We start from the raw sequence: 20,957 nt of genomic DNA on the forward strand, positions 1-20,957 counted from the left end.
ACACCCTGGGAGAAACAGTGAAACCGAAGATCAGCATCGTCGTCCTGGTGGACGCCGTCGGCGCGCTGTCCGACCGGACGCTGCACGACGGCAACCTGTCGCTGGTCGACGACAGCCCGCTCGGCAGCCGCAACCTCGGCACGACCGACCTGGTCACCGCCGTCGTCCCCGGCCAGGTCGTGCAGTGGACGCCCATCCACGTGGACGTGCAGACGCCGGTCGAGATCCAGAACATCGAGTTCCTCGGGGCCGCGCCCGCGCCCGTGCCGCCGCCGCTGGCCGCGCCGGCGGCGGAGGAAGGCGCCGCCGTGGAGCCCGGTTACGCCGCCGAGCCCGTCTACGAGGCGGACGGCCCCGTCCTCACGCTGCCCGACTTCCCCGCCGCCGCCGAGCCCTGGACGGGCGGGCCGAGCGCCCTCGCGTCCAACGGGTTCGAGAACCACGACCTCCTCGTGTGGGAGGGCATCGTGCCCGTGACGATGGTGCCGGGCGTCCCCTACCGGTACCGGCTCTCCATCAAGCTCCACGAGGGCGCGAACAGCGTGCTGTCCATCGAGTCCCCCGCGCTGCTGCGCGTCTGAAGCACCCGACCCGGAAGGCGGATCCATGGCCCAACAGCACGGCATCATCGTGCTCGTCGACGTCAACAACGCGCTCAAGGAGCGCTCCCTCGACGGGAACGCTTACTGGTTCGACAACATGAAGTTCCTCGGCTCGACCGGGGAGGGCACCGAGAAGCTGACGACCATCGTCCCCGGCGCGTACTTCCTCGACGGCTCCCAGGCCACCGAGCAGGTGCTCAACTGGCTGCCCGCCGCGCTCGGCTCGGTGCCCCCGACGGTGCCGCGCAACTACCTGGCCGAGCAGGCCAGGCACACCGACCAGGAGGCGCTCCAGGGGATCGCGGAGCTGGCCCCGGCCGACGAGGCCGAACTCGGGCGCATCCGGGAGCAGGCGGGCCGCCGGGCGCGGCGGTCGCACAGCAGCCGCAGCCTCGTGACGAGCAAGGTGCTGGACGCCACCGGCCAGGTCGCCGGGGCGAACGCCGCCGACACCTACAACTACCCGACCCCGGTGATCACCGACATCACCGGACCCGCCGTCACCGAGAAGATCATCTACCCGGCGCAGTACGGCTCACCCGACATGACCTACGACGGCTGGTACTGGGCGGCCACCGTGGACACCAGCCGTCCCGGCGTCTACGCCTACACGATGCACATCCAGCTCCACGAGCTCGTCTCCCGCGACGACGAGCTGGTCTGGGAGCCGGTGGACCTCACCTGCGAGTCGTACCTGAAGGTCATCACCGACCCGAAGCGGAACGCGTTCACCGGCGCCGGCCTCGGCGTGCTGCCGCTGCCCGCCTTCCCGCCCATCTCCTGACCCCGAGGAGCACCCATGCCCCCCAGGCCCAAGCCGACCCAGCCCGCCGCCCGGCCGCTGACGATCACCGCCGTCGTTGATCCCGTCGCCGCGCTCGCGTCCGGGAACCTCGACGAGAACCTGTACCTGTACGACACCAACCGGACCGTCGGCTCGACCGGCTTCGGCACGCCCGAGCTGCGGACGCGGGTGCGCAAGGGCGACGTCCTGCTGTGGAACGTGATCCCGCTGGAGTGCGAGACGTTCGTCGCGCTCGCCGACATCGACATCGACCGGCGGGTCGCCGACCCCGTCCGCAAGGTCTACCCCGGCACCGACATCGTCTTCTTCACGGCCACCGTCAAGCGCGACCTGACCGGCCCGATCGGCTACCGGCTGTCGTTCCTGCTGGGCGGCGTCGCCGAGCCGTTCACCCCCGAGGCGTCCCCGCTGCTCGTCGGCCCCGACACGAAGGAGTCCTGATGTCCCTGTACGCCGCCACGGACTTCACCGAGCGTGGCCAGCTCAACTCGGTGCAGCTCAACGTCGTCACGCTCGTGGACATGGAGAAGGCCGCCGCCACCGAGTCGCTCGACGGCTGCCTGTACATGATGGACAACAGCATCGGCGGTGTCGGCCAGGGCACCGACCACCTGGAGACGGTCTGCAAGCAGGGCCAGGTGGTCAACTGGATCATCCGCCCGATCGACATGCACCGCCGCGCCGACGGCACCTGGCCGCCCATGCCGAAGATCAACAACCTGGTCTTCCTCGACATCGAGAAGGGCGACGAGGACGACCCGGCCGAGCGCCGGATGATGACCGAGCTGAAGGTGTACGGCGGGCCGGACCGGATGCGGGACAAGTACACGGCCGTCTACTACTACTGGGCGGGCGCCGTGCTCAGCACCGCCCGTCCCGGCCTGTACCGCTACCGGTTCGTCCTCGAACTGGAGAAGGAGCACAGCACCGACAAGCTCTACCTGAACTCCCCGCGCTACCCGGCCCTCCGCGTCCTGCCCGTCTAGCCTCGCGCCGACCCGACCCCGGCCGCGTGGGCGCCTTCCCGGCGCCCGCGCGGCCTGCTCGTTGGGCGGGGTTCGGTGCGGCGGCGATCTGGCGAGTGGGACACCGGGACTCGGTGGCTCTGCTAGCGTGGAACGTCTTGGTGGTTGGGTCGGTTGGGTCGGTGGGCTGGGCTTGTCAATTGAGCGTTGAACATATGAATGTTGAAATAGTTATCCACCGGTTGCCTGTGTGTTGCCGGATGTGTTTCAACATTGAGAGAAGTGCGGTACGGTCGCGGCTGTGCAGGAAGCCTCGCACGGCGGCGTCGACGACGCCGTCGACAGGATCATCGCGCTGTGGCGAGCGGCGCGGCCCGACCTCGACCCCTCGCCCCTCGGCGTCGCCGAGCGCATCCACAGGCTGAACCGGCTCCTGGAGCGGGAGACAGCGCGGTTCCACGCCGAGTTCGGCCTCGACCACGCCGAGTTCGACGCGCTCGCCGCGCTGCGCCGCGAGGGCGGCGCCGACGGGCTCACCGCCGGCGACCTGCTGCGCGCCTCCACGGTGACGTCGGGCGCCATCACCAACCGGCTGGACAAGCTGGAACGCAAGGGCCTCGTCGCCCGCGCCCCCGACCCCGCCGACCGGCGCGCGGTGCGCGTCACGCTCACCGCGCCCGGCCGCGCGCTGGTCGACGACATGCTGGAGGGCTACTTCGCGGTGCAGCGCCGGGTCCTCGAATCGCTCGCCGACCCGCGCGGCGTGGAACGCGGCCTGCGCACCCTGCTCGTCGCCTTCGGCGAGACGGCGGCCCTCGCCGACGCCTACCGCGACTAGCCCCCGACGCCCGTCGCGAGCGGACGACGGGGAGGGCTCAGGCGACGGCGGCGAAGGTGTCGGTGATCTTGGTGTGGCCCTCGACGGTCGGGTGGATGTCGCCGCGCGCGCACATGTGCGTCCACAGGCAGATCCGCGCGACGTTGAGGGGCAGCTCGCCGTAGCCCTCCACCGTCGCCTTGCCGCGGAAATCGCCGGTGGCGAAGGTGCGCTGGACGTCGGCGACCCGGTAGCCCGCGAGCAGGTACAGGGTGGACATGAACCCGTTGAGCCCCTGGACGAGGGGTGTGGACACGGTGGCGAGGGTCCGGCCCGAGGAGCCCGTCAGCCACGACGCGAGGACGGGGTTGTAGTAGGTCATGCCGGTGTAGCGCACCGAGGGGCCGCCCGCCCGGCGCAGCTCGGTGATGATCGTCCACAGGTTGCCGGTGAGCTCGCGGATCGCGGGCAGCACGCACTTCTGGTCGAGCGCGCCGCCGCGCACACAGCGGTTCACGTCGTTGCCGCCGATGTCGAGGGTCAGGTACCTCACCCTGCCGGGGTTGGCCCTGAGGAACGCCACGGCCGCCTTGAGCTGGCTGCCTTCGGGGTAGGCGCACCGCCCACCCCTGAGCAGGGACGCCGAGGTCTCGCCGGAGCACCCAAGCTTCACCAGCTCCAGGCCGGGCGCCCGCGCGCCAAGGCGGGAAAGCAGCTGGTCAGGGTAACCGGTGTCGGTGTCACCCTGCCCCGGCTGGTAGCCGGTGGCCAGCGAATCACCAAGCGAAAGGTAGTAGACGGGCTCCGGCACGGCGGCGGACACGGGAATGGGCGCCACGTTGCCGAGAAGGAGCGCACAGAGGCCCAACACAAGGGCGGGCACACGGGGAGTCATGGGATGTCGTTCTCCCGATCGCTCCCCCGAGTTTTCGGTTGTGCGGGCAGTATCGGGCCTGTGGACAGCCCCACGCCAGCCGTCTGCCGAGATCAGTCGAGCACGGTTCCATCACAGGGTTATCCACACCCCCTGTGGATATCCACACCGCCATCCACTGGCCACTTTGTCAGCCCTTGTACGGATTTGGCCACTTTGACAGCGCCCTATCCCCACTCGCCCCCAGGCGTCCCAGAGTTATCCACAGCCTTTGTCCACAGGCATCCACAGGTCCACCCCCCCCTGTGGATAACCCCACCGGCCACCCCGGAGCCGCACTCGCCGGAACGACCATCGGAACCGTGTCGGTGAGAGCCTCGCGGTCAAGCGCCACGGCCGACCGCCCGCCGCCTCTGGAACAACCACCCCTGCACGTCCCGGCTCGCCGCCTCCACACGCTCCACCGGGCAGATCGACCCGTTCCACGACGAATACCAGAACCAGGACCGTCACGGGATCTCCTTGCAGGTAGGGCATCTCGGGGCCTACCTGCAAGCTAAAGCTGGGGTTGGCGTGGCCCCAACTAGTTTGCCGCAGTTTGCCATGGGTGTCCTTGACCAGATGAGAGCACTGACCGACGATGCAGGCCATGCAAACCCCGGCAAACATTCGGACGGGAGCGCGACCATGTCGATACGGTTCATGGGCAAGGTGACCAGCGGCGGCGACAGCCCTACCCTGTGGGCGACCGAGCGCGAGACCTACATCATCCAGGGCTACAAGATCACCGATCCGGCGGTCGCGGTCCTGCTGGACATCTCGGAGGGCGAGACGTGCGTGGAGATCTACGCCATGCTCCTGGCCAACCTCGCGAAGGACGGCATCTTCGGGGTGGTGCGCAACATGAGGGCCCCGATCGTCCACGTCCTGCCGAACGGCAACTACATCGTGCGGGGGCGCAGGCTCACCGACCCGGACGCGCGCGAGCAGATGTCCATGCCCGATCACGAGGACGCCATCGAGGTGCCCAAGGCCGTCCTGGCCGCGCTGCTGGAGGACCCCGAGGATGCAGCTGATGACACCCGAGCAGCGGGACGAGCTGCTCAACACGTTCGAGCGTGACGCCTTCCACCTGGAGCTCAAGGACTACTACGCCGCCGACTACGAGCACGGCCCGATAGCCCGCTGGCGGCGCGGCGAGCCCGACGACTACGCCTGGCTCCAGCCCTGGCTGAACCGCGTGCGTGAGGCGGCCAAGGCGGGCCGGACGGTCCGGCGGGTCCGGGTGGTGACGGAGCCACACAGCGAATACGTCCGCTGGCTCCGCTCCGTGACCCACCTCAATATCGGCGCGGGAGAAGACATCCGGTGGCTACCCCGCCACCTGGTCCCCGCCGACCTCGCGTTTCCTGTGGACGGGAGTGACTGGTGGCTGTTCGATGGCCGCTTCGTGACCGTCGGGCATTTTGATGAGGAAGCCCGCGTCCTCGGCTCCGAACTGGTCACCGACCCTGCGGTGGTCGCGTCCTGCGTCGCGGTGCGCGACCGTCTCTGGGACCTGGCCGTTCCGCATCACGAGTACCTGCCTGCCTGATCGTGTCAACCCAAGCACAACAGGCACGCGAAGCGTTCGGCGCTCGCCTGCGTGACCTGCGCAGAGACGCGGGCCTCACCGGGCGAGCGCTGGCCGCGTCCGCAGGCTGGCACCTGTCCAAGATCAGCCGCATCGAGCACGGCCGCCGCTCCGCCAGCGAAGACGACATACGCGCCTGGTGCCGAGTCACCGGAGCAGAAGACCAGATCCCCGAGCTGATCGCCACCATCCGCAACATCGAGGCGATGTGGCCCTCTGAGCGGTGCCCCCGTCACCGAAGCGCTTACCCGGCTCCCGGGCGGCCGAGCGACCTTGTCCCCGGACGCCTTCCGAGACGGCCGATTCCTGGCGAAGGTCGCAGCCGACCATGTCCGATGACGACCCGCTCGGCGCGGACCTCGCCCACCTCATGGCCGCCGTCGCCCGGGTACAGGCCACCATCCGATCCCCCACCCGGCACACCGACGTCTCCGCCGCCACGCTCCACGCCCACCAATGCGCCGACACCGCCCTCCAACGCTGGGGCATCGACAAGGTCGCCGAGGGACTCTTCGCCATGATCGTCTACTTCGACCAACGCTCCCAACGGTCACCGGGACACCACACCCGAGACTCCATCGCGCACCTGTCCGACCTCACACCACACGACCCTATGATCCAGCCCTTCATCGACTGGCTCGTCCAAACCGTCACCCACCGCCACTACCACCCCCCACCCCCCACGACCCACGCCACTTCACCGTCGTCCTCGCCCTGGCCCTCTACGCCACCATCACCAGCGGCCCCACCGCACCGGCGCGGACGAGGACGCCGAGAAAACCGGCCCGGCGCCGTCCCACGCGGCGTCGCCGATGACGGCCGACGGCGTCGGAAGATGTACCCGCACCAGGTCGTACACGGGCACGGAGGTGGGCCGATCGTGGCTCGCCGGGCCGCCCGGCACGGAACTCATCGTCGAGTAACCCAAGGCGATTGCGGAATGACGCGAATCGTTGACCCCAGTTCGTGCGTCCAGGATCGGGCGGGCGCGTTGCGGGCCTCTATGGTCGAGAGGCTGCACGACCTGGGCGCCTTCAAGTCCGAACGGGTGGCCGCCGCGGTGGCGACGGTGCCTCGGCACGTGTTCGCGCCCGGTGAGTCGCTGGAGGCCGCCTACGCCCCGGACAACCCGTTGACGGTGAAGAGCGACAGCACGGGCGCGGCGCTCAGCTCGGTCTCGGCGACGCACCTCCAGGTCGTGATGCTGGAGCAGGCGGCGATCGAGCCGGGCATGCGGGTAATGGAGGTCGGCTCAGGCGTGCTACATAAGGGATCGACTCGGCAACCAACGTCAAGCCGGAACTTCAAAGAAATTCACGACGCGAAGCCTTCGTCACGAGGATGTCGTACAGATCTCCATCCGCCGCTGAAAAAGATGCTCCCCCGCCGAGGATTGATCGCCGTCGTCCGCTCCAGATCGCCGACGTGGCCTCACGATCGGGGATGAGTGAGTAATCCCAGCGGCCCAAGTGTCCGGAACCGTGTGATCGTCTCTACGGACGCCCCTGTCGATCGCCCATGGTTCCACGCCACCCGGAACCGGTGATGATCATGTGTCCGTGGTGGATGACGTCGTAGTCTCCCAACTCCATATGGAGTTGGGCCGCACGGAGCCAGCGGATGCGAGGGTCGTCGTGGGCGATGGTGGCGGCGGCGGGCGCCAGGCCGTCCCGGGTGGGCTTGTAGAGCATGCCGGAGATCGCGGCCGGGACGACTCGGCGGGCACGCAGCACCACATGCCCTCCACGCAGGTGCGGGCACAGCCGCGTCGACCGTTCCACGCACCCCGGGCACACCGGCGGATGAGCCGTCATGACGGGGGCGGGCCACGGGCCCTCCGCGCTCTCGTACTCCTCCCGCGACAGCATCCACAAGGCGCTCTTCCCGCAGGGCGTCCCGCACACCTGACACAACAGCCTGTGCATCGCCCGACGCTGCCGGAGAGAGTGGACGGACTTGAACCGGGGAACCCCGACCCCGGGACTGAACCCCATGCGCGTCCACAACACCCCCGCCCCGTCACGATCCCGCGCCGTCTCATCGACGTAAGCGATCCGCCCGTCTCGAACCACCAACCTGACCGGCAGAGCCTCCTCCGACGACCACGCCGTGATGAACGGCACCTCACCCCACCGCGCCAGATTCACCGCAGCCAAAGACATGCCACACACACCTTTCTGGAATCAAAGAGGAACTCCCGCGACAATCCACACGGGACGTACGGAAAACATGCGCATCGGTGCGGGTGTGGGCTTGCCCCTGCGCGATTGCCGCTCAATCGATCACCGCTATCGGGGGCTTCCCAACAGACGCGGTCAGCCGCACGCGGCCCGCACCACCTCGCCGCGCACCGAGCGGGTAGCCTCGAATTCAGGTCCCTCGGCCCGGTCGCGCAGCGACTCGAACTCCATCGCTTAGACCAGACGAATGGTGTCCGCACCGGCCGCCGTTTCCCTACTCGATTCGCCCCTTCTTGGTGGTCAGGCCACCCGGTGTTTCTCGGTGCTATCGGGTTGAGTGGCTGTCGACGAGCTTGTTGATCATGACGCCATGGCCTGCTGAGAGGACGTGTGCTTGGCGGAGCGGAATCCACAGGCATTGGAGGCGTGTCGGCGGGAGAAGGCCATCGTGTTCTTCGCTGCTGTCCCAGGCCCGCGGGTGCGTTCCCAAGGCAGCGAGGTGAAAGAAGAACCGACGCTGAACCTCCGGCCGGAGAGGGCTCATGTCGTAGGTGGCGCGGCCAACCGACCGCACGAACATGAGACGGGAAAGACCGGTCTCCTCCGCCGCCTCGCGAAGCGCTGCGTCCGCCGGGCTCTCGCCGGGGCGGACACTGCCTCCGGGAACCTGGAGGCCCACTTCCGTCCATGGGTGATCCACATGCCGGATGACAAGCAATTCGTCGGCGTCGTTCAGTACGTAGGCGAGAGCCTTGAGCGTGATGGTCTTGCCGGCCATGGACGGGTGATGTGTTCCTGTGGACGTGGTCGGGTGAGGACGAAATTGACCAGCGGACAACGCCCCGCGCCGTTAGAGTTCGACCATGCCGAATCCTGGTGTGCGTACTCGCATCGCGCCTTCGCCGACGGGCATGTTTCATGTGGGGAATGCCCGGTCCGCCCTGTTCAACTGGGTTGTGGCCAAGCAAGTCGGCGGGGTGATGGTACTGCGGATCGAGGACACCGACGCGGAGCGCAACACCCAGGCCGGGGTCGACTCGATTCTTGGGGCGATGGCGTGGCTCGGGATGGGGCCGGAAGAGTATGAAGGCCCCTACTTCCAGTCGGCGAACGCCGGGAAACACCGTGCGGCCGTCGAGGAGCTCTACGCCAAGGGCCTCGCCTACCGGTGTCAATGCACACGGGACGACGTGATCGCACGGACCGGCGACTCCAACAAGGGATACGACGGGTTCTGTCGCGACCGTGGACTCACGGAAGGCGCCATGCGCTTCCGCACACCGGATGACGGCGAGACGGTCGTCGTGGACCTGGTGCGCGGCAAGCCGACGTTTGAGAACGCGGTCCTGGAGGATTTCGTCATAGCGCGCAGCGATGGATCGGCGACGTTCCTCCTCGCCAACGTGGTCGATGACGTCCTCATGGGGATTACCCATGTGATCCGGGCTGAGGAGCATCTGTCGAACACCCCGAAGCAGCAACTGCTGTGGGACGCGCTCGGACATGAGCCACCGGTGTGGGCGCACGCGCCGGTTCTGGTGAACGACAGGCGCCAGAAGCTGTCGAAGCGCCGGGACCGGGTCGCGCTGGAGGACTTCCGGGACGAGGGCTACCTGCCCGAAGCGATGCGCAACTACCTGATGCTGCTGGGATGGGGTCTCGGGGAGAACCGGGAGATCGTCCCCTGGGAGGAAATCGTCGCCGAGTTCCGTCTCTCTGACGTGAACCCGTCGCCCGCGTTCTTCGATGTGAAGAAGCTGCGGGCGTTCAACGGTGAGTACATCCGGGCGATGGAGCAGGGGGCGTTCATCGAGGCATGCCGCCCGTGGGTCGAAGGCCCCGATGTGCCGTGGGCGGCTGAGGCGTTCGATCCCGGCGCCTTCACGGTCCTCGCGCAGCTGGCACAAACCCGTGTCGCGGTGCTGAGTGAGATCGTCACAATGGTCGACTTCGCATTTTTCGACGAGCCGGTCGCTGACGCGGACTCCTGGTCGAAGGCGATGAAGGAAGGCAGCGCCGACCTCCTCACTGCGACGATCGCCGCCTACACCGACGCTCCTTGGGAAGCGGCCGTCTTGAAGGAACACCTCGAAGTGATCGGCGCTGAGCGTGGGCTGAGGCTCGGAAAGGCGCAGGCACCCGTCCGGGTCGCGACGACGGGCCGCTCGGTCGGCCTGCCGCTTTTCGAGTCCCTTGAGGTGCTCGGCCGGGAGCGGACCCTGTCCCGTCTCCGCTCCGCGGTCGCGCGCCTTTGAGCGAGTCACGGGCACCGCGCTGAGGGAAGAGTCAGTCCGAAGGGCGCGGTGACCTCACCGAAGGACGTCCCGAACTGGCTGTCCGCAAGGTGGAACAGGTGGGGGGCGACCATGCCGATCGGAATTCCGGCGGGAAGGTCCGCACGCCGAAGATCCGCTCGGAGTTGCCAGCCTCGGACCCACGGCCGCACGGTCAGGGTCCCCTGCCCTGTTCCATCGTTGGTCAGCCAGCGGGTTCCGTCCCACACGACTCCGCATTCGAACGGGGCACTGTCGGCGTGGGCCGAGGCACCAAAAACGGTGACGACGTCCGAGGTGAGCGCTGTCGAGACCAGGGGGCCGAGATCGGGCAGCGAGAATCCGGCGCGTGCGAGCACCGTCGCCGCGTGGAGCAGGACTCTCACCTGTGACGGGACCGTCTCGAATGCGGAAGTGAGGCGGGTGGTCAGCTCGGTGGGTCGGTAGCCGTCCGTGGTGAGGATGCCGTCCGAGGCGAACGACCCACGGTAACCGAACCGATCGCGCAGGAAGGCGCCCGCGCTTTCGGTGATCTGCCTCAGCTCTCCTGAGCGCGGGTGTTCTCCGAGTGGCACCGCGCCCGCCCACAGGAACGTCCCGGTGGAGGGCCGGGGCAGGGAGAGCAGTTCCATCGGGGGAAAGGCCGCGATCCCTTCGGCGGTGACGATGCCATGCACCCGGCAGGGAAGACCTTCGAGAAGCGGCATCAACCTGACCCGCAAGTCGTGGGCCTGTGACGGAAACGCCTGCGGCGGCACGTTCTGCCACCACCAGATGCCCTCCGCTCCCGCCCTCGGCCCGTGCCCGCGATGCTGGCAGCTCGCCACCACTCCCCGGCCTTCGTTGACCTCGTCCGCCAGTCTCGCGACGGCGTGCGTGGAGTCGCAGGTCAGCGCTGGCACACGGTCGATTCCCGCCAGGTCCCAGAGGGGATCGATGAGCATCTTGTCCTCGACCAGCGCCCATTCGGGGCGGCGGCGGCCCAGCTGGGCGCGTCCGCCGATGAGCGGGGGAAGCAGCGGATCTGGGATGATCATGACGGCCCGGTTCACCGGATCGAAGTCGTCCAGCCGGGAAGGGCCGAGCACCAGGCGCGCGACGACCTCGTGATGGAATTCAAGGTGGGCGCTCGGGCCGGAGATCTGTCGGCCGGGGGTGAACTCCCGCCCCAGCGCGAGGACCAGGTGGTCCGTCCCCGCGTTGACGAGAAGCTGTTCCCAGACGGGAGCGTCCTGCTCGTGCGTCGACAGGACGATGACCGGCCGACCGGCCGCGACCTCGTTGAGCGCTTCGGCGATCACGCGTTGGATCTGTTCCACGGGTATCCCTTGCGTCGGAGGATCAGGTTGGACGGGGTCCTGTGGAGCAGCTCGTAGCGGGTGCCGAGAGCCCAGATGATCCGGGCCGTCGAACGCTCGGGGACACGGTCGTCGTACTCGATCAGGACGATCCCCGGCCGGTGGAGGTCGGGGGCGAAGGAAGCCCAGACGTCCAGTTCGGTTCCCTCCACGTCGATGCTGAGCAGATCGATCGCATCGATGTTCGCCCGCTGGAGCAGGGAGGCGAGCGTTCGTACCTCGACACGGACGGGGGTGTAGCCGTGCCCGTTGACGTTGAGCCCGGACAGGGAGCTGCGGGGCCCGTACATCCAGAAGGTCCGGAGTCCGGGTGTCGCGGATACCGCGTGCTGGGACACCTCGCAGCGGCGGCGGGCCAGCGGCGCGTGGTTGCGGGGGTCTGCGTCTACACAGAGGCCGGTCCAGCCGCGGCTCTCCCAGTAGAGGGTGTTGCTTCCCCGACGGCCGTCCCCGGCGCCCACGTCGACGAAAGTCCCGTTGGAGGGCAGGTCGAGGTTCTCAGCGAGCCAGCGGTCCTCACCCCATTGGGAGTGGTACGGCTCGGGCTGGTTGTAAGGGTTCACAGGGCGTACCCGAGGATGAGTAGCCGACGGGGTCTGCCGCTGGTGTTGGACGTGCTGGCGTGAACGAGGCGGGCGTCCCACACGAGGACAGCCCTTGCTTCCGCCGTCAGGAGTACGCTGTGCTCATCAGGCGCGTCCCTGTCGGACACCACCGGGCCGTGGTCCTCGGTGATCTCGTGGGTGACGTCGTGCAGGTGGCTCCCGGGCCAGACCCGGACAGGACCCGCTGACGGCGGGCAGTCGTCAAGACAGACCGCGATCGTGACGATTGGTTCGGTGATACCGCGAAGCCGGTAATAGGCGGCGTCGGTGTGCTTACGCACATCCTCGCCAAGAATCCGATCGGGTGCGGTTCCGGTGAGACGCTGCTTGTAGGAGATCTTCTCGTCGATCAGCCGGGCGTCGTCTCCCAGGAGAGCGCTCGCCAACCCGGACAGGGTGACGGCGAGCGTCTGAGCGGTTGGCGCCAGGTCCAGAACCGGCTTGGCCTTGAGGACATAGGCGTCCCCGTCTGCGAGACGCCAGGCCGTCATACGCCGATCAGTCAACGGGACGCTGCGAAGGATCGCGTCAGCCTCAGCACGCAGGCGCACGAGATCTTCGGCCGTGATCCGGCCAGGGAGGGTCAGGTGTCCCTCCGAACGGAATCCCTCCAGCTGGTTCGGCGTCATCGGACCGCCACCGGAATGACGAAGTCGGCGGTCGGTTTCGTCCAGCCAACCGGGACACGATCGGGTGGAAGCGTGTACCGCTGTTGGCTCCAGCCAGTGAATCGGTCGCTGAGAATGGCGGCGCGCGTCGGCGAGAGGGAACAGCCGGAGGAGAAGAAACTGAACCGCCCGCCGGGCCGAAGGCTCGGCAGCGCGATGTGTTCGATGAACGCCTCGAAGTCCGCGTCGGCGAATCCGTCCGGCGGCCAGGTGTCGTACATGATCGCGTCAAAGTGGGCCGGGGGAAACGACACGAGCTGCCAGGGGCGGACGAGCACGGCGGTGTCCTCCGCTATCCCGCGCACCACACGTTCCTCCGTCATCAAGGCGATGTGCGGATGCGGTTCGATCGCCGTGTAGCTGGCGGGCCGGTAGACGGCTGCTTGCTCCGCGAAGATCCCCAGCCCGAGGCCGACCTCAAGGACGTCCGGGCGTGTCGTTCCGGCGAGCAGCGCCGCGGCGTGCAGGCTCATCAACTCCGCCTCAGCGAAGAACATCACGTAGGTATCTCCGAGGAGCAGCCCCGCCTCATCCATGCGGGCCTCCAGCCCCTGGAGCCGCCCGACGTGGGCTTGGTGAACACTGGTGAACGCCGCGGTCATCGCTGCTCCCGGAAGTCACGAATCGCATCCGTAGCGAGGAAACGTTCGGCCACGTCCGAAGTGCAGGTGAGTGTTTCGCGGACGATGGTCTCCGCGAGCGCTCGGTCGCCCCCGTCGGGAAGCGAGATGAGCACGAACCTCGGGTCGTCGAGCGGGTCGCCGTTGCGGGCGGCGATCGTCACCTCTGCCGACCGTCCGGTCTTTGCACCGATCTCCCTGGCTGCCCGGCCCGCGAGGTCGGCGTAGATCTTCCCGCCGTGGTGGACGGGGTTCTTGCCCGCCGGGGCGTCACCGGAGGAGGCCCGAAGCGGCTCGATCACGCCATGGCCTCGGTTTCCACGGCCGACGGCACCGCAGTCACCCTTGCCGAGAGAGGTACCGAACGGTGCCAGGTAGGCGCGGTTGGGTCCGTCTTTGGTGTTCAGGTGCAGCGTCAGCCGATACGCATCACGTAGCTCAGCCGACAACTCCGCTTTCAGGTCGCGGACGAGTTCCGCGTACTCCCGCCATGACCGAACGGACTCCGGGTGGACCGGCACAGCGGTCGTCGCCTCGAAAGCGTCACCGTGCCGGACGACCATGACCTTCACGTCGGCGCCGATCTGCGGCCATCCCGACTCGATGATCCGGCGTTCCAGCCATATTGCGAGCCGCGCCGCGCGGCCCGGCGCCGAAGTCCCCGTACAGAGAACGGTGTCGTTGCAGACGGTCTCCGAGGACAGCACTTTGTGCAGCTCGGCGGGGTTCTGTGGCGCATAGAAGCCGGGGGCGTGGTCCGCGGCCGTTCCGGCGGTGTTGAAGACTTCGGTGGTGAGGTGCGGCCAGATCTCGGGGCCGCCGAGAGCCTCGTTGAGGACGTCACGCACCACCCGTTCGAAGATCTCTCCGAGCGGCACGGCGACGGAGCCGACCCGGGCGGTCATCTTCCCGATCAGGTGGCAGGCCACCGGCGTGATCACCTCGAACGAGCCAAACGACACCCGCGAACCGGCCCCGACCAGGGTCACCTTGTCGACCCAATGGTTCGGGATCGTGCCGAACTCCTCCAGACAGTGGGCCGAGTACTCGCGCGAGTAAGCATTGGCAACAAGGTCTGCGAGAGTGTCCGGGTGCCCGAGCCCCTTACGCTCCGCGCAGTCGAACGGCAGGTCGTCCGGGTCGAGGAGCCCGTCACGGAAGAGGATCCTCACGACGAGGCCCTCTCCGTGACGAACGAGTAGGCGAGACACTGCGACAGGACCAGGACACGTCTGGCGGGGCACAGCTCGGCCGCGTCCGCCGCGCTGAAGGTGCCGTCGTACAGGTTCCCGTACCTTGCGGGAACGGAGGCGCACCTCCGGACGTCTCCGGTCACCGTCACCTTGAAGGAGGACACCCCGGCCGAACACGGCGCGCCCCGAAAATCGGGGGGACCGTCCAAGTAGGGCTTGTTGAACAGGTACTGGCCGGAATAGCCGAGAATGAACTCCTTCTCCGCGTCGCTGTATGCCTCGGGATAGCGGCGGCCGTTCAGCACCCCCTTGAACACCTTGGCCCTGACCTGCTCGACACCAAGATCGGACAGCTGCTCCAGGTCGGTGACGAGACGACCCAGCAACGGCGGATAGAGCACATAGAGCGCGTCCACATCGAACCCGAGGGCCCGTAGAAGATGAACGTCCCGCGCGTAATCGGTAAGGCCGAGTCCCAACCGCTCCCGCTCGCCGATGTGCAACGCCGCCACGATCTTGACGGTCTTGGCCGGATCGACCCGGCGGGCGAACTCCGCAACATCGGGGGTCGCCAGATTGGTGTTGATACTGATGTGATGCCGACGGGTGAGCCCCGCGCACAGGTCCACGAAACCGGGGAACAGGAACGGCTCTCCGCCGGACATGTGAACCAGGCACACGCGCCCAGTCTCATCGAACCGGCGCACCACCAACTGGGCGTCAGGCTCGTTCAGATTCTTGCGGTTGAGGACGTGTTTGATCTGCGGATGGCAGTACTCGCAGTCGAAGTTACAGCGGTTGGTCAGGTGCCAGTCGAACTCCCAGTCCCAGGGGGCGGGTTCCGACGTCATGGCCGACTTCCTCATGTCATCTCCCGACGTGGACGAACTGCAGATCGGGCTTGCGGGTAGTACGGAAACCACGCGACGGCCGGTCAGAACGGGCCGAGGACGATCCGGCCGAGGACCGGACTTTTGACAGGGCCGCCTCGCCGAGCGGGAGCCGCAACCCACGTATTCGAGCGCGGCCCGTCCTGCGGGCGACAACGACTCGATCAGTACGGGCTCCATACACCTCAGGAAACGCCAGCGCCTCACGTCCCCGACAGCGCTCGACCGGTGCGCATGTGTGCAAACCGGTGTGCATTCATACTCCGGTCTTATCTTCTGGTGGCCAGAGAATTACGCTCGGGCTATGGAACGGCAGCCCAACACCAAGCTCGCCAACCTCATCGCCGAGGCCGAGGTCTCCCATCTCGGCCTGGCCAGCCGCATCACGGCGGTGGCTGAAGAGTGGCGTGAGAACATACGACCGGCCCATACCCAGGTGGCCCGCTGGATCGCCGGTCAACAACCGCGCGGCACCACTCCCGCGCTGATCGCCGAGGCACTCAGCCGTAAACTCCGACGCCGCGTCACCCTCGCCGATATCGGCATGGACAATTCCACCGACGCGCCGGAGACCGGCCTCGACTTCGTCGAGTCAGCCGAAGAGCTCATCAGCGGCATCGGCGCTCTGTGGACCGCCGACGTACAGCGCCGACGCTTCCTCACAGGAAAAGTGGCTGCCGTCTCCATCTCGCACCCGGCCTTCCAGTGGCTCCTCGCCGCACCGGCCAGCCGTCCCGAGCGCGCCGGCTCCCAGCAGATCGGGATGTCCGAAGTCCTGGCGATCCGTGCCACCACCGCGATGTTCGCAGGTCTCGACAACCGCTTCGGCGGTGCCCACTCACGCACGGCCGCGATCCAGTACCTCACCGATCAGGTGACGCCGCTCCTCAACGGCTCCTACACCTCCGCTGTCGGTACCGCTCTGTTCAGCGCGGTCGCCGAGTTCAACCTCACCGTCGGCTGGATGGCCTACGACACCGGCCTCCATGGCCTAGCCCGCCGCTACCTCGTCCAGGCCCTCAATCTCTCCCACCACGCCGGAGACCGGCAACTCGGCGCAAGCGTGCTGTCCGCCATGTCCCACCAGGCCAACTACCTCGGCGAACACACCGAAGCCCTCACGTTCGCCCGCGCCGCGACCCAGGCGATTCACGATCGTCCCAGCGCGCTTCTGGAAGCCCAGTTCGCCGCGATGCAGGCAAGGGCCGCCGCAGCGATCCCCGGCCGAGAGTCCGAATGCCTCTCAGCTCTCGCTACGGCCGAAGCGGCTTTCATCCGCCACCGTCCCTGCGAAGGCCCGGAGTGGATCGCCTACTTCGACGAATCAGAACTTTCTGACGAGTTCGCCCACTGCTTCCGTGACCTCAACCGTCCCGCCGAGGCCAGGCGCTATGCCATGCAATGCCTCGACGCGGAGACCGCCGACTACAGCCGCAGCCGCACGTTCTCCCGCCTGGTCCTCGCCGCCGCCCTACTCTCCCAGAACGAACTCGAAGAAGCCTGCGTTGTCGTAACCGCAGCACTACCTCGCATCCAAGAAACTGGCTCCACCCGCTGCCGCACTTATCTTCGCGACCTGCGCACCAGGCTCAACACCCACGCCGACCACCCAGATGTTCGTGAACTGATGATCCATATCAGCCGGGTTCTCCGCCCCACACGGCCTCAATAAGGCCGCCAGTCCCGGGACCTCTCCGGGTTGGCCAAGTCGTCCACCCGACGCCGCACCTCTTCGGCGATCTCCTCCCCGTCCTGAAACTTCAACGCCAGCCAACACACCATCCGTAGTTCCTGAAGCGACTTCAACACAGGCCAGCCAGACATCCGCGTGACATCGAACCCGTAGACCTCACAGAACTCACGGTACTGATCCCGCGAATGCCACCCAAGATCCCGGTAGACGGCCGTCGCCGTCAGATCCCACTCCGGCGGCCCCCAGCACACACCGCCGAGATCAAACATCACGACTCGCCCGTCCGGCTGCTTCAACACATTCCCGATGTTGGCGTCGCCGTGGATTACCGACCGCGGAAGTTCGAACTCCACCCCCGCCAGCTCGCCATCCAGCCGATCAGCCGCCCCCAGCAGCACATCGTGTTCAGCAGCCGACAATCCCCGAGCCCGCTTCGCCCGCCCCCGAGCCTGATCCAAGACATCGAGCCCTGGCAGCGAGAGCGACCCCGGCGGCTTCAACGAGTGGAACCTCCGCAGCAGCCGACCAAGCTCTACAGGCGTGGTCCAATCTCCCTCCGCCGTCCACCACAGCGACACCGCGAGTCCGTCAGCATCCACAGGTTGTTGTCCAGCCAACGGCTCAACAACAGGCATCCCCTCCGACAACAACCAGCGAGCGACCTTCACCTCCCGCTGAGCGTTCCCGAACCCACCCGGGCGAGCCACCCGAGCGATCACCCTCCCTTCAGCCAGGCGAAAAACCGCGCGATCCCCCACACGAAGCAATTCGACCCCCTCACAGGACAGTCCAGCAAGCCCAGCAGCCTCCCGGACCGCGACTCTCGAACGATCCGCAAATGAGCCCTCCATCACTCCGCCTCCCTCCACACGGGACATCCCACCACGCTACGTCGCCACCCAACCGCTCACACCCACGAGAACTCGGCTTCCGCCGAGGTGATCTCAGCGGAACAGTCCGGTCGGCCAGGACTCTTGGGGCTAGCGGTGTGGCCAAGTGTGGCGTCCGAGCGTTACCTGAGGGCGTCAACAGCTCGGGTTATCAGCGCTCGCGCCTCTGCTCCGTAAACGGCCATGTGGGCATACGTCTCGAAGGCCCGGAAGTACTCGGCGAGTTCACCGGGTGCTGTGACGGTCACTGCGGCGGTCAGCAGTTCCACCCGAACCTGTTCGGTGTCGTACACGGAGAAGTTCCCCAGGGTCCACATGGGCCGCGCCTCTGGGGAGGAGAAGGGGATCACTCCGAGGGCGACTGAAGGCAGCGACATGACTGTGAGCAGGTGACCAAGCTGCCCGGCCATGGTCTCGGGGTCGGCCATGCGGTAGTAGAGCACTGACTCTTCCATGACGAACGCGAACCTGTGGTCGCCCTCACGAAGCACTTTGGCCCGAGCCACGCGCGCCGAGACGGCTTCGGCGACGTCGTCAGGTGTGCCGTGCTGTGCCGCGATGGCGGCCAGCAACGCCCGAGCGTATTCCGGAGTCTGGAGCAGACCGGGTACGACTTGCGAGCAGTAGATCCGGAACAGGCGGGTCCGCTCGAACAGCGGCATCCGCGACTCTTGGAGCTGCCGAAGGCCGGTCCGTTGTAGCCGACGCCACTCGACGTAGGCTCCTTCGACCGCTCGCAGAGAGGCCAGTAGGTCTTCGGTCTGCTCCGGTGCTCCGCAGACCTCGCACCACGTCCGGATGTCCTGGGCGTTGGGGGCGCGGGCCGCGTGCTCGATCTTGGAGACCTTGGTCCGCTCCCAGCCTGCCGCAGCGGCCAGGCTCTTAGCGCTCAGGCGGGCATCTACGCGGAGTTCGCGCAGGCGGTCGGCCAATGCCTGGCGGGCCGCCCGCACGCTCGACGACGGAGGAGTTCGCACGATGGGTTGAACGGCTTTCAGACGAGACGGAAGTCGCGGTGGTCGGTGGCCCGGTCCCAGACCGCCTCGAACGCCTGGACGCAGAGCTCGACCACCGCTGGCTCGTCCCGCATCTCCTTCGGTCCGGACGAGCCGTCCCCGGTGAAGTGGTTGAACCGTACGAGGCGCCCGTCAAAGACCCAGAAGTCATTTCCTGGCAGGCACAGGTCTGACGCGAGCCGCCGGGGCAGCCAGCGCACTCGCTCACCGGCGCGTAGGTTCATCGACTCAGTGACGGCGTACTCGAACTTGATGTAGTCGGTGACGGGCTCGGACACGATCCGAGCCCGTCGCACTTCTACCCCACGCGCTACGGCACCGCCGATGAGTTCCAGCCAAGCGGCCTCCCGCGCGGAGCGGTCGAACGGCGCGCCTCCCTGGAAGGCGACGAACGAGGGATCAGACGGCACATAGGCGTCCCGCATCTCCAGGTGAACCGCCGAGACCGTGGTGGCCTTGATCAGCTCATCGAATGTCGGGACCGACACCTGCAAGATGCACCTCCAGCGCCTTCAGGATGAGCCCCCTCATCCGCGCGGGGAGCCGCACCACCGACTCGTCGTCCGCGATCGGGCTGTGCGCCGCGATCGCCCTGAGCGTCTCCACGTCCTTGACCGTCCACCCGTGGAACAGGAAGTCTCCGGTCTCCGGGTCAACGGACACCGACGGGCACTCGTCGCCGTCGGTCGCGGGGTCGATCCCGATGAACGTTACCGCCATGGCCGCCTCCAAGATGATGTGATGTGCTGCAAAGTGGCACCTTGCTCACCACCCCTACCCACCTGCGCACTTCACGCCGCAGCAATGACCGCTCACGGCCATATCAGCCACATACCGCCACACAAGGCTGTCGCTGCCGGGTGCCCGTATAGGCATGTAAGCGTTACACCCGCCTGTGTGCGCCCTCGTTGGTCTATGGACTGCGGATGACTCAACCGGGCGCTGGGGGTGGCTGGGGACAAGCAGGGTTGGGGGGTGTGGCTGGGAGAGATACTGAGGGCATGCCGGAGTTGCCTGAAGTGGAATCGCTTGGCGCGTTTCTGCGCGAGCATGCCGTTGGCAAGGCGGTTGCCAGGATTGATGTGGCGGCCGTGGCTGCGTTGAAGACCTATGATCCGCCTGTCTCGGCGCTTCAGGGGCTTGCCGTGACGGGGGCGTCTCGGCATGGGAAGTTTCTGGACATTGACGTGGATGGGCTGCACCTTGTTGTCCACCTGGCTCGGGCGGGCTGGCTGCGGTGGCGGGCGGAGTTGCCTGCGGCGCCGCCTCGGCCCAGTCGTAAGAACCCGCTTGCCCTACGGGTCCACCTCGATGATGGGTCTGGGTTTGACCTGACTGAGGCTGGGACGAAGAAGGGGCTTGCCGTTTATGTCGTGCGGGACGCGCTTGAGGTGCCGGGGGTCGCTGGGCTGGGGATCGACCCGCTCGGGTCGGAGTTCACGCCGGAGGCGCTGTATGCCCTCACTCAGGGGTCCCGGACGAGGATCAAGGGTCTGCTGCGGGACCAGAAGATCATCGCGGGGATAGGCAACGCCTACTCCGACGAGGTGTTGCATGCCGCGAAGATGTCGCCCTACAAGATCGCGGGAACGCTTTCCGAGGGGGAGGCCGCCGACCTCCACGGTGTCATCACCACCACCCTGAACGACGCCGTGGAGCGGTCCCGGGGCCTGGCCGCGGGCGATCTCAAGTCGGAGAAGAAGCTGGGGCTGCGCGTCCACGGGCGGACGGGGCAGCCCTGCCCGGTCTGCGGCGACACCATCAGGGAGGTGTCGTTCGCCGACTCGTCCTTCCAGTACTGCCCCACCTGCCAGACGGGCGGCAAGCCCCTGGCGGACCGCCGGATGTCCCGTCTGCTCAGGTGAGGGGAGTCAG

The 20,957-nt window shown here is 67.3% G+C and carries 26 protein-coding genes; 12 read left to right on the top strand and 14 right to left on the bottom strand.

What is annotated here, in order from left to right:
* The first annotated feature begins 17 nt into the window (after positions 1-17).
* From LO762_RS25330 to LO762_RS25350, 5 genes are all read left to right on the top strand, one after another.
* Positions 18-581, top strand: coding sequence for a hypothetical protein (locus tag LO762_RS25330; RefSeq protein ID WP_230618519.1), 564 nt, complete (start codon positions 18-20; stop codon positions 579-581).
* Between the two features lie 25 nt (positions 582-606).
* Entirely contained in the window at positions 607-1,386 is a 780-nt protein-coding gene (locus LO762_RS25335; RefSeq protein ID WP_230618520.1) for a hypothetical protein, read from the top strand.
* A gap of 15 nt (positions 1,387-1,401) precedes the next feature.
* Positions 1,402-1,848: a hypothetical protein gene (locus tag LO762_RS25340; RefSeq protein WP_230618521.1), complete on the top strand. Its 447-nt coding sequence runs from the start codon at positions 1,402-1,404 to the stop codon at positions 1,846-1,848.
* The gene (locus LO762_RS25345) at positions 1,848-2,393 is read left to right on the top strand and encodes a hypothetical protein (protein ID WP_230618522.1); all 546 of its coding nucleotides are present in this window, start codon (positions 1,848-1,850) and stop codon (positions 2,391-2,393) included. Before LO762_RS25340 ends, LO762_RS25345 begins: the two co-directional genes overlap by 1 nt.
* Before the next feature lie 280 nt (positions 2,394-2,673).
* Entirely contained in the window at positions 2,674-3,210 is a 537-nt protein-coding gene (locus tag LO762_RS25350) for a MarR family winged helix-turn-helix transcriptional regulator (protein WP_230618523.1), read from the top strand.
* 37 nt (positions 3,211-3,247) lie between these two features.
* On the opposite strand, the gene LO762_RS25355 is transcribed toward LO762_RS25350, so the two are convergent.
* Positions 3,248-4,027 (bottom strand): SGNH/GDSL hydrolase family protein, encoded by a 780-nt coding sequence (locus LO762_RS25355; RefSeq protein ID WP_230618524.1) that lies wholly within the window; start codon positions 4,025-4,027, stop codon positions 3,248-3,250.
* Between the two features lie 723 nt (positions 4,028-4,750).
* Between LO762_RS25355 and LO762_RS25360 the strand changes: the two genes are divergently transcribed.
* From LO762_RS25360 to LO762_RS33700, 3 genes are read left to right on the top strand one after another with little or no spacing between them, the layout of a single operon-like run.
* Entirely contained in the window at positions 4,751-5,185 is a 435-nt protein-coding gene (locus LO762_RS25360; protein ID WP_230618525.1) for a hypothetical protein, read from the top strand.
* Positions 5,130-5,657 carry a DUF6879 family protein gene (locus tag LO762_RS25365; RefSeq protein ID WP_230618526.1) on the top strand — a complete coding sequence of 176 codons (528 nt, stop codon included), beginning with the start codon at positions 5,130-5,132 and terminating at the stop codon, positions 5,655-5,657. Before LO762_RS25360 ends, LO762_RS25365 begins: the two co-directional genes overlap by 56 nt.
* A gap of 2 nt (positions 5,658-5,659) precedes the next feature.
* A complete protein-coding gene (locus tag LO762_RS33700; protein ID WP_230618527.1) occupies positions 5,660-6,217 on the top strand; it encodes a helix-turn-helix domain-containing protein in 558 nt (185 codons plus the stop codon).
* Between the two features lie 212 nt (positions 6,218-6,429).
* Here LO762_RS33700 and LO762_RS25375 read toward each other — a convergent pair whose 3' ends face one another.
* The gene (locus LO762_RS25375) at positions 6,430-6,609 is read right to left on the bottom strand and encodes a hypothetical protein (protein ID WP_230618528.1); all 180 of its coding nucleotides are present in this window, start codon (positions 6,607-6,609) and stop codon (positions 6,430-6,432) included.
* Between the two features lie 90 nt (positions 6,610-6,699).
* On the opposite strand from LO762_RS25375, the gene LO762_RS33975 reads away from it, so the two are divergent.
* The gene (locus tag LO762_RS33975) at positions 6,700-7,143 is read left to right on the top strand and encodes a hypothetical protein (RefSeq protein ID WP_374201596.1); all 444 of its coding nucleotides are present in this window, start codon (positions 6,700-6,702) and stop codon (positions 7,141-7,143) included.
* 46 nt (positions 7,144-7,189) lie between these two features.
* Here LO762_RS33975 and LO762_RS25380 read toward each other — a convergent pair whose 3' ends face one another.
* Positions 7,190-7,477 carry a hypothetical protein gene (locus LO762_RS25380; RefSeq protein WP_230618529.1) on the bottom strand — a complete coding sequence of 96 codons (288 nt, stop codon included), beginning with the start codon at positions 7,475-7,477 and terminating at the stop codon, positions 7,190-7,192.
* A gap of 724 nt (positions 7,478-8,201) precedes the next feature.
* Positions 8,202-8,654 carry an NUDIX domain-containing protein gene (locus LO762_RS25385; protein ID WP_230618530.1) on the bottom strand — a complete coding sequence of 151 codons (453 nt, stop codon included), beginning with the start codon at positions 8,652-8,654 and terminating at the stop codon, positions 8,202-8,204.
* An 85-nt stretch (positions 8,655-8,739) separates the two neighbouring features.
* Between LO762_RS25385 and gltX the strand changes: the two genes are divergently transcribed.
* Positions 8,740-10,131 (top strand): glutamate--tRNA ligase, encoded by a 1,392-nt coding sequence (gltX, locus tag LO762_RS25390; RefSeq protein ID WP_230618531.1) that lies wholly within the window; start codon positions 8,740-8,742, stop codon positions 10,129-10,131.
* Between the two features lie 5 nt (positions 10,132-10,136).
* On the opposite strand, the gene LO762_RS25395 is transcribed toward gltX, so the two are convergent.
* From LO762_RS25395 to LO762_RS25420, 6 genes are read right to left on the bottom strand one after another with little or no spacing between them, the layout of a single operon-like run.
* Entirely contained in the window at positions 10,137-11,468 is a 1,332-nt protein-coding gene (locus LO762_RS25395) for a hypothetical protein (RefSeq protein ID WP_230618532.1), read from the bottom strand.
* Positions 11,447-12,070 (bottom strand): FkbM family methyltransferase, encoded by a 624-nt coding sequence (locus tag LO762_RS25400; protein WP_230618533.1) that lies wholly within the window; start codon positions 12,068-12,070, stop codon positions 11,447-11,449. Before LO762_RS25400 ends, LO762_RS25395 begins: the two co-directional genes overlap by 22 nt.
* On the bottom strand, positions 12,067-12,741 hold the full coding sequence (locus LO762_RS25405) for a phytanoyl-CoA dioxygenase family protein (protein ID WP_230618534.1): 675 nt from the start codon (positions 12,739-12,741) through the stop codon (positions 12,067-12,069). Before LO762_RS25405 ends, LO762_RS25400 begins: the two co-directional genes overlap by 4 nt.
* Positions 12,738-13,382: a hypothetical protein gene (locus LO762_RS25410; protein ID WP_230618535.1), complete on the bottom strand. Its 645-nt coding sequence runs from the start codon at positions 13,380-13,382 to the stop codon at positions 12,738-12,740. The genes LO762_RS25405 and LO762_RS25410 overlap by 4 nt, the downstream gene beginning before the upstream one ends.
* On the bottom strand, positions 13,379-14,572 hold the full coding sequence (locus LO762_RS25415; protein ID WP_230618536.1) for a methionine adenosyltransferase: 1,194 nt from the start codon (positions 14,570-14,572) through the stop codon (positions 13,379-13,381). The genes LO762_RS25410 and LO762_RS25415 overlap by 4 nt, the downstream gene beginning before the upstream one ends.
* Entirely contained in the window at positions 14,569-15,444 is an 876-nt protein-coding gene (locus tag LO762_RS25420) for a radical SAM protein (RefSeq protein WP_230618537.1), read from the bottom strand. The genes LO762_RS25415 and LO762_RS25420 overlap by 4 nt, the downstream gene beginning before the upstream one ends.
* 343 nt (positions 15,445-15,787) lie before the next feature.
* Between LO762_RS25420 and LO762_RS25425 the strand changes: the two genes are divergently transcribed.
* Positions 15,788-17,155, top strand: a complete 1,368-nt coding sequence (locus LO762_RS25425; RefSeq protein WP_230618538.1) for a hypothetical protein — start codon at positions 15,788-15,790, stop codon at positions 17,153-17,155.
* Here the strand turns inward: LO762_RS25425 and LO762_RS25430 are convergent.
* The 4 genes from LO762_RS25430 to LO762_RS25445 all read right to left on the bottom strand — a co-directional run bounded on the left by LO762_RS25430 (position 17,149) and on the right by LO762_RS25445 (position 19,802).
* Positions 17,149-18,054, bottom strand: a complete 906-nt coding sequence (locus LO762_RS25430; RefSeq protein ID WP_230618539.1) for a phosphotransferase enzyme family protein — start codon at positions 18,052-18,054, stop codon at positions 17,149-17,151. The genes LO762_RS25425 and LO762_RS25430 overlap by 7 nt on opposite strands.
* A 134-nt stretch (positions 18,055-18,188) precedes the next feature.
* Complete coding sequence (locus tag LO762_RS25435) at positions 18,189-18,998, bottom strand: DUF5753 domain-containing protein (protein ID WP_230618540.1); 810 nt, start codon at positions 18,996-18,998, stop codon at positions 18,189-18,191.
* A gap of 62 nt (positions 18,999-19,060) precedes the next feature.
* Positions 19,061-19,570, bottom strand: a complete 510-nt coding sequence (locus tag LO762_RS25440; protein WP_308104546.1) for a DUF6879 family protein — start codon at positions 19,568-19,570, stop codon at positions 19,061-19,063.
* Positions 19,548-19,802, bottom strand: a complete 255-nt coding sequence (locus LO762_RS25445) for a hypothetical protein (RefSeq protein WP_230618542.1) — start codon at positions 19,800-19,802, stop codon at positions 19,548-19,550. Before LO762_RS25445 ends, LO762_RS25440 begins: the two co-directional genes overlap by 23 nt.
* A 281-nt stretch (positions 19,803-20,083) precedes the next feature.
* Here LO762_RS25445 and LO762_RS25450 point away from each other — a divergent pair, with 281 nt between their 5' ends.
* On the top strand, positions 20,084-20,947 hold the full coding sequence (locus LO762_RS25450; protein ID WP_230618543.1) for an Fpg/Nei family DNA glycosylase: 864 nt from the start codon (positions 20,084-20,086) through the stop codon (positions 20,945-20,947).
* Positions 20,948-20,957: the final 10 nt, after the last annotated feature.

This window comes from Actinocorallia sp. API 0066, from assembly GCF_020991275.1.
Lineage (GTDB): Bacteria > Actinomycetota > Actinomycetes > Streptosporangiales > Streptosporangiaceae > Actinocorallia.